Annotated in this window: 12 protein-coding genes; 9 read left to right on the forward strand and 3 right to left on the reverse strand. The window is 69.2% G+C overall.

All coding sequences use genetic code 11. The features are described 5' to 3' along the window. The first annotated feature begins 72 nt into the window (after positions 1-72). From ACQP2X_RS41340 to ACQP2X_RS41365, 6 genes are read left to right on the forward strand one after another with little or no spacing between them, the layout of a single operon-like run. Positions 73-1,062: a LacI family DNA-binding transcriptional regulator gene (locus ACQP2X_RS41340; RefSeq protein WP_498691271.1), complete on the forward strand. Its 990-nt coding sequence runs from the start codon at positions 73-75 to the stop codon at positions 1,060-1,062. Further along, positions 1,059-2,345 carry an extracellular solute-binding protein gene (locus tag ACQP2X_RS41345; protein ID WP_498691273.1) on the forward strand — a complete coding sequence of 429 codons (1,287 nt, stop codon included), beginning with the start codon at positions 1,059-1,061 and terminating at the stop codon, positions 2,343-2,345. The genes ACQP2X_RS41340 and ACQP2X_RS41345 overlap by 4 nt, the downstream gene beginning before the upstream one ends. Further along, the gene (locus ACQP2X_RS41350; protein WP_498691274.1) at positions 2,345-3,226 is read left to right on the forward strand and encodes a carbohydrate ABC transporter permease; all 882 of its coding nucleotides are present in this window, start codon (positions 2,345-2,347) and stop codon (positions 3,224-3,226) included. Before ACQP2X_RS41345 ends, ACQP2X_RS41350 begins: the two co-directional genes overlap by 1 nt. A 1-nt stretch (position 3,227) precedes the next feature. Further along, positions 3,228-4,046: a carbohydrate ABC transporter permease gene (locus ACQP2X_RS41355; protein WP_498691275.1), complete on the forward strand. Its 819-nt coding sequence runs from the start codon at positions 3,228-3,230 to the stop codon at positions 4,044-4,046. A gap of 9 nt (positions 4,047-4,055) precedes the next feature. Next, complete coding sequence (locus ACQP2X_RS41360; RefSeq protein ID WP_498691277.1) at positions 4,056-5,192, forward strand: glycoside hydrolase family 130 protein; 1,137 nt, start codon at positions 4,056-4,058, stop codon at positions 5,190-5,192. Then, on the forward strand, positions 5,110-6,990 hold the full coding sequence (locus tag ACQP2X_RS41365) for a hypothetical protein (protein WP_498691279.1): 1,881 nt from the start codon (positions 5,110-5,112) through the stop codon (positions 6,988-6,990). Before ACQP2X_RS41360 ends, ACQP2X_RS41365 begins: the two co-directional genes overlap by 83 nt. Here the strand turns inward: ACQP2X_RS41365 and ACQP2X_RS41370 are convergent. Next, positions 6,976-8,319, reverse strand: a complete 1,344-nt coding sequence (locus tag ACQP2X_RS41370) for a hypothetical protein (RefSeq protein ID WP_498691281.1) — start codon at positions 8,317-8,319, stop codon at positions 6,976-6,978. The genes ACQP2X_RS41365 and ACQP2X_RS41370 overlap by 15 nt on opposite strands. A 211-nt stretch (positions 8,320-8,530) precedes the next feature. On the opposite strand from ACQP2X_RS41370, the gene ACQP2X_RS41375 reads away from it, so the two are divergent. After that, entirely contained in the window at positions 8,531-8,713 is a 183-nt protein-coding gene (locus ACQP2X_RS41375; RefSeq protein ID WP_498691283.1) for a hypothetical protein, read from the forward strand. A gap of 6 nt (positions 8,714-8,719) precedes the next feature. Here ACQP2X_RS41375 and ACQP2X_RS41380 read toward each other — a convergent pair whose 3' ends face one another. Continuing rightward, positions 8,720-9,493: an SAM-dependent methyltransferase gene (locus tag ACQP2X_RS41380; protein ID WP_498691286.1), complete on the reverse strand. Its 774-nt coding sequence runs from the start codon at positions 9,491-9,493 to the stop codon at positions 8,720-8,722. Between the two features lie 44 nt (positions 9,494-9,537). Further along, positions 9,538-10,029 (reverse strand): hypothetical protein, encoded by a 492-nt coding sequence (locus tag ACQP2X_RS41385; RefSeq protein ID WP_498691288.1) that lies wholly within the window; start codon positions 10,027-10,029, stop codon positions 9,538-9,540. Between the two features lie 38 nt (positions 10,030-10,067). On the opposite strand from ACQP2X_RS41385, the gene ACQP2X_RS41390 reads away from it, so the two are divergent. Beyond that, entirely contained in the window at positions 10,068-10,853 is a 786-nt protein-coding gene (locus tag ACQP2X_RS41390) for a hypothetical protein (RefSeq protein ID WP_498701176.1), read from the forward strand. A gap of 92 nt (positions 10,854-10,945) precedes the next feature. Beyond that, positions 10,946-12,526, forward strand: coding sequence for a hypothetical protein (locus ACQP2X_RS41395; protein ID WP_498691290.1), 1,581 nt, complete (start codon positions 10,946-10,948; stop codon positions 12,524-12,526). Positions 12,527-12,608 lie beyond the last annotated feature (82 nt).

Consider the following 12,608-nt stretch of genomic DNA (forward strand, 5'->3'; position numbering starts at 1 on the left):
CTCCGTTTGCGCGGTCGTTCAAACCGGTTTAGGTTCGCGTTCAAACCGGTTTGAAGAGCCGACGGAGGTGGCATGACCAGGCCCACGATCCGTGACGTCGCGGCGGCGGCGGGGGTGTCCAAAGGCACCGTGTCGTTCGTCCTGAACGGACGGCCGGGGGTCGCCGAGGACACCAAGCGCCGCATTCTCGACGCCGCGCGGGAGCTCGGCTGGACGCCCAGCCACCAGGCCCGCGCGCTCTCCACGTCGCGGGCCTTCGCGGTCGGGCTGGTCCTGGCCCGCGAGCCCGAGCTGCTCGGGGCCGACCCGTTCTTCCCCGCCTTCATCGCCGGTGTCGAGCGCACCCTCTCCGACCGCGGGCAGGCCCTCGTGCTCCAGGTCGTGCCCGAGGACGAGGAGGAGGCCGGCTATCGGCGGCTGGCCGGCAGCAAGCGGGTGGACGGGGTCTTCGTGCTCGACCTGCGGGTCGGCGACACCCGGATCGCGCTGCTCGAGGAGCTCGGCCTGCCGGCCGTCACCATCGCCCGCCCCGACGTGCCCAGCTCCTTCCCGGCCGTGCTGGTCGACGACCGTCCCGGCATCGTCGCCGCCGTCCGGCACCTCCAGGAGCTCGGCCACCGCCGCATCGCGCACGTAGGCGGACCGCCTCATTTCCTGCACGCGGAGATCCGCAGAAGAGCGTGGGCGGAAACGGGCGAAGGGCCGTACGTAGCCGCCGACTTCTCGGCGGCGGGCGGCGCGCAGGCCACCCGCGAACTGCTCGACAGTGACGAGCCGCCCACCGCGATCGTCTACGCCAACGACCTCATGGCCATCGCCGGCATGGCGGTGGCCCAGGAGCTCGGTGTCGCCGTCTCGGTCACCGGCTTCGACAACACCGAGCTCGCGGGATATGTGAGCCCGCCGCTCACCACGGTCCGCACCGACCCGTACCTCTGGGGCCGGAAAGCCGCGGAAGCCCTGCTCGGCCTCATCGAGGGCGAGCAGATCGACGACATCGAAGTCCCTGGAGCCCAACTCGTCGTCCGAGCGTCCACCGCTCCGATAGGAGGCACCGCATGAAACGCTCCCTCCCGGCCCTACTGATGACCGCGACCCTGCTGGTGACAGCGGGATGCGACGGCAGCGGGGGTGGTGACGCCTCGAAGGCGAACGCCGCCACCGGCCCGATCACCGTGTGGCTCTCCAACAACCAGGAGGAGCTCGCCTGGGGCAAGGCCATGGTCGAGGCCTGGAACGGCCAGCACGCCGACCAGAAGGTCACCGCGCAGGAGATCCCGGCCGGCAAGAGCTCGGAGGAGGTCATCGGCGCCGCCATCACGGCCGGCAACGCGCCGTGCCTGATCTTCAACACCGCCCCGGCCGCGGTGCCGCAGTTCCAGAAGCAGGGCGGCCTGGTCGCGCTCGACTCGTTCGACGGGGCCGCGCAGTACATCGCCGACCGGACCGGCACGACGGCCGAGCAGTACAAGTCGCCGGACGGCAAGTTCTACCAGCTGCCGTGGAAGTCCAACCCGGTGATGATCTTCTACAACAAGGACGTCTTCGCCAAGGCCGGCCTCGACGCCGAGAAGCCCGCGCTCAGCACGTACGACGACGTCCTGGCCGCCGCCCGCAAGATCAAATCTTCGAAGGCCGCCCAGTTCGCCATCTGGCCCGCGCCGACCAGCGAGTTCTTCCAGTCCTGGTTCGACTTCTACCCGATGTTCCTGGCCGAGACCGACGGCAAGCAGCTCGTGCAGGACACGAAGGCGCAGTTCAACTCGCCCGAGGGGCAGAAGGTCGCCGGGTTCTGGAAGACCATGTACGACGAGGGCCTGGCCGGCAAGGAGCAGTACAACGGCGACTCGTTCGCCGACCAGAAGGCGGCCATGGCGATCGTCGGCCCGTGGGCGGTCGCGGTCTACGGCGACAAGGTCAAGTGGGGCTCGGTGCCCGTGCCCACCTCGACCGGCAAGCCGGCCGATCAGATCAGGACGTTCAGCGACGCCAAGAACGTGGCCATGTACAGCGCCTGCCAGAACCGGGCCACCGCCTGGGAGCTGATGAAGTTCGCGACCAGCAGCGAGCAGGACGGCGCCCTGCTCGACAAGACCGGGCAGATGCCGCTGCGCAAGGACGTGGCGACCACCTATCCGGACTACTTCGCCAAGAACCCGGCCTACAAGCAGTTCGCCGATCAGGCGGCCCGCACGGTCGAGGTGCCCAACGTGCCCAACAGCGTGGCCATCTGGCAGACCTTCCGCGACGCGTACTCGGCCTCGGTGATCTTCGGTAAGCAGCCGGTGGACCAGGCCTTCAGCGGCGCCGCCGAGAAGGTCGATCAGCTCGCCAGCGGGTCCTGATGGCGAAGGGCAGGATCCTCGGAAGGCATCCGGTCGGGATGATCCTGGCCGCGCCGTACGCGGTCTACATCGCCGTCATCTTCGCCTACCCGTTCGGGTTCGCGGTCTGGATGAGCTTCCACGACTACTTCTTCGCCGCGCCCGGCGCGATCGTCGACCACCCGTTCGTCGGCCTGGACAACTACAAGGCGGTGCTGACCGACCCGGCGGTGCTGCGCAGCTTCCGCAACATCGGCGTCTTCCTGATCATCAACGTGCCGCTCACGACCGGGCTGGCCCTGCTGCTGGCGGTCGCGCTGAACAAGGTGGTGCACGCCCGGACGTTCCTGCGGGTCGCGTTCTACGTCCCGTACGTGACGGCCAGCGTGGCCGTGGTCGGCGTGTGGCTGTTCCTGTTCAACTCGGACGGCCTGGTCAACACGGTGCTCGGCCCGCTGGCGCCCGACCCGTCCTGGCTGATCAACGAATATCTCGCGATGCCGGTGATCGCCGTCTTCGTGACGTGGAAGCAGCTCGGCTTCTTCATCCTGCTCTACCTGGCCGCGTTGCAGAACGTGCCCAAGGAGCTCTACGAGTCGGCCTCGGTCGACGGCGCGTCGGCCTGGAACCGCTTCTGGTCGGTGACCGTGCCGGCGGTCCGCCCGGCCACCGCGCTCGTGGTGATCCTGTCGCTGATCACCGGGGCCAACCTGTTCACCGAGCCCTATCTGCTCACCGGCGGGGGCGGGCCGAACGGCGCCTCGGCCTCCCCGGTGCTCGTCATGTACCAGCGCGGGCTGCAGCAGGGCGAGCCCGACTTCGCCGCCGCGATCGGGGTGCTGCTGGTCATCGGGGTGCTCGTGGTGGCGTACATCAACCGGCGTCTGATCGAGAGGGACTGACATGAGGCGGTTGCGTTACGTCGTGTTGTTCCTCGGCGCTCTGGCGTTCCTCTTCCCGTTCTACTACATGCTCATCGGCTCGTTGCAGTCGTCGCCGGACACGTCCGTGAAAGGCGCCTTCCCGACCTCCGGGCTGACGCTCGACAACTACAAGGACATCAATTCGCGGGTCGATCTGCTCGGTTCGCTCATCAATTCCGGCATCTTCACCGGCGGCGTGCTGCTGGGCACCGTGGTCTTCGGCGTGCTGGCCGGATATGCGCTGGCCCGCCTGCGCTTCCGCGGCGGCGGAACGCTCTTCGTGCTGGTCCTGCTGGTGCAGGTCATCCCGTTCCAGCTGCTGCTGATCCCGCTCTACGTGCTCATCGTGCGGGGTTACGGGCTGGCCGACTCGTACCTCGGAATGATTCTGCCGTTCGCCATCAACACGACGGCCGTCTTCATCTTCCGGCAGTTCTTCCTCCAGCTTCCGGACGACCTGTTCGCCGCGGCCCGGCTCGACGGCGCCGGCGAACTGCGCATCCTCTGGTCGGTCGCGCTGCCCTTGGTGCGGCCGGCGCTGCTCACCGCCGTGCTGCTCACGTTCATCGGCCCCTGGAACGAATTCCTGTGGCCGTTCCTGGTGACCAAACAGGCGGACATGCAGCCGCTCGCGGTGTCGCTGGCCAACTACATCAGCAACGTCTCGGCGCGAGCGGCCAATCCGTTCGGCGCGATCCTGGCCGGCGCGTGCGTGCTGGCCGCGCCCGCGGTGGGCCTGTTCATCGCCTTCCAGCGGCACTTCGTCTCCACCGATCTCGGCTCCGGCGTGAAAGGTTGAAACGCTGACATGACGTACTCCCTGACCCGTCTCGGGGTGATCATGGCGCCCGACAAGGGCGACACCCTCGAGGCTGAAGGCGTCCTCAACCCGGCGAGCGGCTGGGGCCCGGACGGAAAGCTCTACCTGTTGCCGCGCATGGTCGCGCCCGGCAACGTGTCGCGGGTCGGCCTGGCCGAGGTCGAGCTGCGCGACGGCGTGCCGGCCGGCGTCCGCCGGCAGGGCGTGGTCCTGGCACCGGACGAGGGCTGGGAACGCGGCAAGAACAACGCGGGCGTCGAGGATCCGCGCACCACCTGGGTGCCGAGCCTCGGCAAACATCTGATGACGTACGTCGCGTACGGCCCCCTCGGCCCCAAGCTCGCGCTCGCCGTCTCGACCGACCTGCGGAAGTGGGAACGTCTCGGGCCGGTCCAGTTCACGTACCAGAAGGACCTCGACACCGATCTCAACCTCTTCCCCAACAAGGACGCGGTGTTCTTCCCCGAACCCGTGCCGGGACCGGACGGCCGGCCCAGCTACGCGATGCTGCACCGTCCGATGTGGGATCTCGGCTGGTTCCGTCCGGGCGAGGGGGTGCACCTGCCGGCCGGCGTCTCGGACGAGCGGGCCGGCATCTGGATCTCGTACGTCCCGGCCGACCTCGTGCACGACGACATCACGGCGCTGGTCCGGCCGCGGAACCACCGCTGCGTGGCGCTGTCCGAATATCCGTACGAGGCCCTCAAGATCGGGGCCGGCCCGCCGCCGCTGCGCGTGCCCGAGGGCTGGTTGCTGATCCACCACGGCGTCACCGGTTACATCCCGCCCGGTTTCGACCCCACCAACCAGAGGGTCACGTACGCCGCGGGCGCGATGATCCTCGATCCGGCCGACCCGGGCCGCGTGCTCAGCCGTACCCCCGAACCGATCTTTGTCCCGGAAACGGCCGACGAGCAGTCCGGAACCGTTCCCAACGTGGTCTTTCCCACCGCCATCGAGCAGGTCGACGGCGTCCACTACGTCTTCTACGGCATGGCGGACAGCAAGATCGGCGTGGCTCGGCTGACCCGAGGAGCACACGATGAAACGCAGAACCGTGTTGTCGGCCAGCGGGCTGGCTCTGACGGCCCCGCTGCTGAAGTCGGCGCCGGCCCGGCTCTCTAACCTCGCCCACCTTGATTTTCTGCGCGACCGCGTCACCCCGCCCGGGCAGACTTCGAAGATCGGAGTTCTCTGGACGTACGCCGAACCGAACGCCGACGGAAGCTATCGGCGGATCGGTGGTGGCGCCTACGACGCGGCGACCAACACTTATGGGCAGGGCGCGTTCAACTCGGACGACATGGCGCGGGCCGTGGTCGTCTACGTGCGGCACTTCCGGCAGACCGGAAGTGCGACGAGCAAGGCGGCGGCGTACGAGTTGTTGCGCGGCCTGGCGTACATGCAGAACACCACGTCCGGAAATTTCGTGCTGTGGATGCAGCCGGACGGGACGCTGAACCCGAGCGCCGACCCGCCCGAACTGCCCGACCCGTCCGACAGCGGCCCGTCGTACTGGCTGGCCCGCGCGGTGTGGGCGCTCGGCGAGGCGTACGCCGCCTTCAAGGACCCGTTCCACCGGGAACGGGTCGATCTGGCCATCGGGGCACTTCAACGTCAGGTTCTCCGGCGGTACGGGCAATGGCAGCTCGTCGACGGCAAGCGCGTGCCGGCCTGGCTGATCGTGGACGGCGCCGACGCGACCGCCGAGGCGATGCTGGGCCTGGCGCACGCGCCCGGCCCGCAGGCGCGGCGCATGCTACGGCAGTTCGCCGAGGGGATCGCGGCCCTGGGCGGCGGCGACGCGCGGTCGTGGCCGTTCGGCGCCATGCTGCCCTGGGCCCTGTCCCGCTCCGACTGGCACGCGTGGGCGTCGCAGATGCCGGCCGCGCTGGCCCGGGCCGCGCAGGTCCTCGGCGACCCCGGCCTGGCCAAGGCGGCGGTGACCGACTCCGCGGTGTTCACGCCGTGGCTGCTCACGTCGGGCGGCCCCGACAACGGCCGGCTGCCGGCCCGGATCGACCGCAACCAGATCGCGTACGGCGTCGACTCGCGCCTGCAATCGCTGCTGGCGGTGGCCGAGGCGACCGGCCGGACCGGATTTCGCCGCCTGGCCGGCATCGTGGCGGCGTGGTACTTCGGCGCCAACGCCTCCGGGACGCCCGCGTACGACCCGGCGACCGGCCGGACCGTGGACGGCATCGCGGGTGACGGCACGGTCAACCGCAACGCCGGCGCCGAATCGACCATTCACGGGCTGTTGAGCATGCTCGCGCTGGACGCCCATCCCGACGTGGCCGGGTTGGCCGGCCAGGGCCGCGTCGTGGAACGGGTGGGGTCGACCACGGTGGAGGCCGAGCTCGCGACACTGAGCGGCGGCGCCACCGTGGTCACTCCGGACTCGCCGTGGACGGGCGAGTCGCAGTACAGCAACGGCAGCTACGTGCGGCTCCCGTCCGGGGCGTCGCTGCGCTGGCGGTTGCCGGCGAACGCCCAGCCCCAGCTGGTGCTGCCGATCGCCGACCTGCGCCCGGGAAGCGAGGCGGTCACCCGCTGGTCGACCGGCGGCGTCCTCCGGCACGGTCAGATCGGCGAGCAGGGCGCCTCGCCGGCGCCGGGTGCGTTGCTTCCGGTCGCGGTAGGCGAGCTTCAAGCCGGCCGTACGGAGTTGACGGCCACCGCGTCCGGCGGCGAGGCCCTGATCGACGCGGTCATGCTGGAGCCACTGGTGTCCCGCTACGTGATAGCCGGCGGCGGCCGGACGACGACGCTGTTGCGCAGCGCCGCTTCCACCCCGACCACGGTGACTGTGTCGGGCGCCGCCGAGACTTACGACGCCACGGGCTTGCTGCGATCCCGGAGCACGGGCCCGCGAGCGTTCGTCCTGCCGGGCGGCTTCACCGTGGTCTCAACCCGCCCGTAGCGCCGGTGCCGGTTGCCAGGAGGAGATGTCGTCACAAACCTGAAAGGCCGGAGGCAGCGCGGCGCTTGCCGGAGCGAGATGGCCGCGCCCGGCGAGGTCCTCGACCGTGCCGTGATCGAGGACCTCGACCGGGCATACCGCGCATTCACCGGGCCGACGGCAATCGGGCTCGGCCGCCAGGAGCCGACGGATGTGGATGAAGGCGTCCTGAGGGTGATCGGCTTGGACGAGGTACCAATGGCCGGGCTGGTCGGCCCGGTCGAGCAACGTGACCAGACCGGGTTTCATGGGCCTGTACACGCGTTCACCGTCGTGCCGGATGGCGAAGACTTGATCAAGGAGGTCTACCGAGTCCCGCGCGGGGCGGGTGGCGGCGAGCCACGAGGCGGCTTCCGAGGGGGTGCCCGCTCCCCACAGGTACTCGGCGGGTAGCCGGGTGTTCTCGTATCGGCTGTTGAAGTAGCGGAGGTCGGGATCCTCCAGGCGGGTTCCTGGGCGGAAGAAGGCGCGGATGATCGCGCACTGTTCGATGTCGTCGAGCGGAATCAGGCCGGCGGTGAGGTGTTCGGCTGGAGCGATGATGAAACTGCCCTTGGCGTTCCAGCCCATGAAAAGCACGTCGCGCTCGGCCGGCGCCGGGTAAAGGCGGCCGTCCGGGGTCGGTGCTCCCCAGAGCTGGTTGATGAACTCGGCCAAATCGTGCAACGTCGTCGCGCAGTCGACCGGCGTGAGCAGATGCGTCGAGGAAGGGTGAGCAACGGAGTTGCGCAGCTTTGCGAGCAACTGTTCGATGCGACGGTTGCGCTGCCCGCGAAGTAGGCCAGCGGCGCGGGCCCGCTTGCGCAAGCCGTCGAGCATGCCGTTGAACTCGGCGGTTGCTGCGCCGCGTCCCACGCGCAGCCGGTAACCGCGTCCTGGGGAGAATCGTCTGGCCGCTTTGAATACGTCGTCGTACCCGCCGATGGTGATCGTCTTCTCGGTGCCGTCGTCGAGCACGAAAGTGCATGACCCGTCGTGGAAGTCGATGAACCGGTCCCTCAGGGCCTGCTCGATGACCAATAACGCGTGGTCGTTGACGAGTGTGTAGATCTCGTAGCAAAGCACGCCGTACGCGTGGATGGCGCGCAGCCGTTCGAACGCGTCACGTGTGCCCCGCGCGACGGCGTCCGCGAGATCGATCTGGGCAACTGTCTCTTGGTGAAAGGTAGCGGCGGACTCCGGGGCCAGCATGCGATCCAGGCCGAGGCCGAGCGGGGTGAAACGCTGGCTCCGTTCGTCGGTCTCGCGCAACTGAGCCAGGGAAATGATCTGCATGTCGACCTGATCCACGAGTCGCCGATGGCATGCGCCATGCCCGGACCCCCGCCGAGCGAAGCAGACTATCGCAGCTGGATCCCGGCCGCGCTCGGCGGTGGGTTCGAGCAGCCGTCTAGGTATACCTAGACGGCACTGAGCAGCGAAGATACGCAACCGCGCCCGATGTGGCGGCGCGGCGGCCGGTCGAGACTTGAAGCATCACCGGCCGACAAGGAGACAAGCCATGTTGATCCACCCGGACCTGATGCTGAGCCTGGCCACCGAGCACCACCGCGAGCTGATCGCCGAGAACGACCGGCGGCGGCTTCTCACCTCGGCCCGGCTGGCCCGGGCCGCGCGCAAAGCCAGCAAGAAGCGCGCGGTCCGTGGGCAGCCGGCCGGCGCGCTCGCCGCGCGGCGGGCCTGACGGGGGTCACGGCTTGCGCGCCACCCCGCAGACGACGTCGAGGTGTTTGGCGTCGTCTGCGGCCGGTCGCCACAGCGGCGCCGAGACCACGCCGGGCTCGACCAGCTCCAGCCCGTCGAAGAAGCGGGCGAACTGGGCGGGGCCCCTCAGGACGTACGGCGGATTGGCCTGCTCGTTCCAGATCTTCTCGGCCTCACCGTGCTCGACGCTGTGTGAACCGTCGAGCGCGATGAAGAGACTGCCCGGAGCGAGAGCGGCGAGGTAGGCCCGGACCATCGCCTCGGCCTCCTCGTCGTCGGTGACGTGCCCCAGCAACCCCGACATGATCAGCGCGACCGGCTCCGTGAAGTCCAGCGTGCCGGCCGCCTCGGTCAGCACCTTGGCCGAGTCGCGGCCGTCGGCCTCGACATATTGCGTGGCGCCCTCCGGGCTGCTGGTCAGCAGGGCCCGCGCGTGCGACAGGATCATCGGATCGAAGTCGACGTAGACGATCCGCGACTCCGGCGCCACCCGCTGCGCCACCTCGTGCGTGTTGTCGGCGGTCGGCAGCCCCGTGCCCACGTCGAGGAACTGCCTGATCCCGGCCTCGGCGGCGGCGAAGGTGACCGCCCGCACGAGGAAGGCCCGCGAGGCCCGCGCGTTGTCGACGATGTCCGGGAAGGCCTGCCGGATCTGATCGCCCACCGCCCGGTCGACGGCGAAGTTGTCCTTGCCGCCGAGCCAGTAGTTCCAGATCCGAGCCGTCTGCGGCTCACTGGTGTCGAAATGCGCGTCACTCATGTCGCCGGCCGCTCCTAGCTCAGTCTGAAGTGGACGGACACATGTTAGGCCACGAGCGCCAGATCGAGCAGGTAGCCGCGGGTGTCGGCCCCCTCCCACCGGACCTGCGCCACCTCGTCGCCGCTCCCGCGGCCCACGACCACCCCGGGACGGCCGCGCACGATGTCCAGGCGCACGATCCGGCGAACGGTCCATGTCCGCAGCGTGCGGCGCAGCACCTCTTCGGCGGGCAGGAAACCGTCGGTCTCGTAGCCCTCGGCGATGCGGAGGCGGCCACGCACCGTCGCCCAGGTGCCCGGCGAGGGCACGGGCTTCCCGATGACGTAGATGCCGAGCCCGTCGACATCGATCACCCAGCCGTCGTCGGACCAGATGGTGCTCTCCACGTCGAGGGCCCGCCCGGCCACCTCGTGGGTTCCCTCACGCTCGACGGCGAGGGCCAGAGCCATCTCGACCGTCCCACCGAGCTCAGCGGTGAACCCGTTGCTGGCCACCACGCTGTCGGGGATGAGGACGTCCTGCCACAACCTGCTCATGCCGTAGATCATCGCGTAGCAGACTTTCGTTGGCCGAGATGGCGCTCAACCAGCTCCTCAGCCTGGCCCGGCGAGAGCTCGCGGAGGGCGGCGACGTGCCCAAGCCACATCTGGTCGAGCTGCATCGGCGGCCGGTGTTCGAGCGGGCCGCCAAGCTCGTGAACGACCGGGACGCCACGTGGCGGAAGCTGGGCGCCGCGATCCTGCGGGAACTCGGCGAGATGGGCCCCGACGGGCGGCGGCCGTACCGCGCCCAGACGATCCCCCTGCTGCGGGCACGGCTCGCGCGGGAGGACGACCCCGACGTCCTGGGCCGGATCGTCTCGGCGCTGGGAAGCCACGACGCCGTCGAGGCGCTGGCCGACGTTCTGCCCCTGGCCGCCCATCCGGCCGTGGGGGTGCGGTACTCGGTCACCTGGGCGCTGCCCGGGCTGGTGGACCCCGCGGCCGTGGAGCCGGCCGCCGCCGAGGCGCTGTTCCGCCTTTGCGAGGACGAGGACGAGGACATCCGCTACTACGCCCTCTACGCGGCCACGCGCGAACTGCCCGGCCTGGACGTGAACGCGGTGGACGCCGTGACGGAAAGACTCAAGGACGACCCCGACGACCAGGTACGGGCCATGGCCCTCGACCACCACGAGGCGATCCGGGAGGCGCGCCGTCTCCTGGGCGACGGCCGCTTGATCGCCCCGGTCCTGGTCGCCCTTGCCAACGAGGGCGGCCTGGCCGAGATACGCGACCTGATCCCCGACGAGACCGTGGCGGAACAGTTGGTCACCTGGTGGAACACCCGGCCGCTGCATCAGGACCCACCGATCGGGTGAACCCGGCATGACCAGCACGCTCGTCCCTCTATTGTGCACGGATGTCGCCCGCCGGATCCGCAGACACGTACGACAGTCATGTTCGTGCTCGGATGATCGACTTCTTGACGATGGAGGGACAGCCATGGCCCCGCCGGCTGTGGGATGTCGGATCGCTGCTCGCCCTGGAGGAATTGCTGGAGGCGAGCACCTGGGCGCGGCACCGCGTCCTGTCCTCCGCCGCGGTCGATTGGCAGCGCCACCAGCTGGCCAAGGTCATCGGCCCCGACGTCGGGCTCGGCGACAAGGACCTGCGCACCGAACTGACGGCGCTGCTGAACAAGCCGCTACCCGATCCCAGCCCAGCCCACCGCAGGCTAGGCGAGGTCATCGCTCACGCTCGCGGCGGATATCTGAATCGTTGGGCGGTTGCGGCCGCCGGACCGAAGGAGCATCGGCCACAGCCCGAGCGGCTCGCCCGTGTCCTCGCGGCCCACCTACTCGACCTCGGCTACGACGCGAGCCACCTGTCGACATGGATCGGGCCGCTTTCCCGCCGGCGGGCGAGCACCGAGGAGATCCTTGAGCAGGCGATCGCGCTCGGCTCTGCCGCACCACGAGAGTTCACCGTGCTCATGGTCTTGGAGAGCGCGCCCGAACTGGGACAGGCACAGAAACACGAGTCGTGGCTCTCGGGCCGGGAGGTCGTGAACTGGCTCGCGCACCGGGGCCATCTCACCAGCGGTATGCGCATCACTGGAGGCTTTCTCTATCGGGTGATGTCGCGTGATCCGTTCAGCGCGGCCAGCCAGATCCGCGAACTCGTCAATCGTATGGTGGCTCGGTCGGCCTTTGTGCGTGGCCACCAAACCGGCGTCAAACCCGCGGCGCACCTGTGGGTCGACCAGCATCCCGATCCGATCCCCGTCGCCACTCCAGCCCGGGGCGCATACGTCCTGTCCATGGTGAATGAGGGCCACCTGTACAGGGTCGACGGAAAGCGCACGTTGATCGACGACGCTTTGGAGTTGGCCGCCCCCATGAACCGGGGTGTTCTCGCCCCGGCCGTGGCGGGAGGGTGGGCCGCGATCGAGTCCCTGTTGTCGCATCCTGATGATCCACGCGAGGAGGAAAGATCAGGGAAGGCCATCGCCGCCGACCGGATGGCGGCCATCCTGGCATGCTCATGGCCTCGTGCCGAGCTGACCGCTCTGGCATACAGGCATCAACCCAAGACTCCCGACGTTCTTGCCAGGACGTTGGCGACCTGCGGCACCAACCGAGAGCGCGCGTCAGCGGTGGCCGCGGCGATCGCAGCCGGGAACACTCTGGAACTGGCCAAGCGGTTCCGCCACGATGCCGATGTCGCGGCGGAATGCCGAATGCGCCGGGTCATCACTGACCCCAGACGTGAGCTCGCGGCTGTGGCGACGATCTTTCGCCTTGCGTTGCGGAGGCTTTATCGAACCCGGAACATCGTGCTGCACGGTGGCTCCACGCAGGGCGTAGCGGTGAAGGCAACCCTGCGCATCGCCGCACCGTTGGTGGGGGCCGGGCTCGATCGAATCACCCATGCCTCGCTGGTCGAAGGCCTCGGCCCGCTCAGCCTCGCGGCCAGGGCGGAGGTCGGGCTCAAATTTGTCGGGGGCGAGACTGGCCTGACGGTGGCTGACCTTCTCAGGCCACACGGCTGACGGCCCCGAACAGCAAGAAAGCCCCAAGCCAATCGGCGGGGGCTCTCGCAGGTAAGAGGAACTATACACGGCGTTGCGGCCT

The sequence above is a fragment of the Actinoplanes sp. CA-131856 genome (assembly GCF_050956135.1).
Classification (GTDB): domain Bacteria; phylum Actinomycetota; class Actinomycetes; order Mycobacteriales; family Micromonosporaceae; genus Actinoplanes.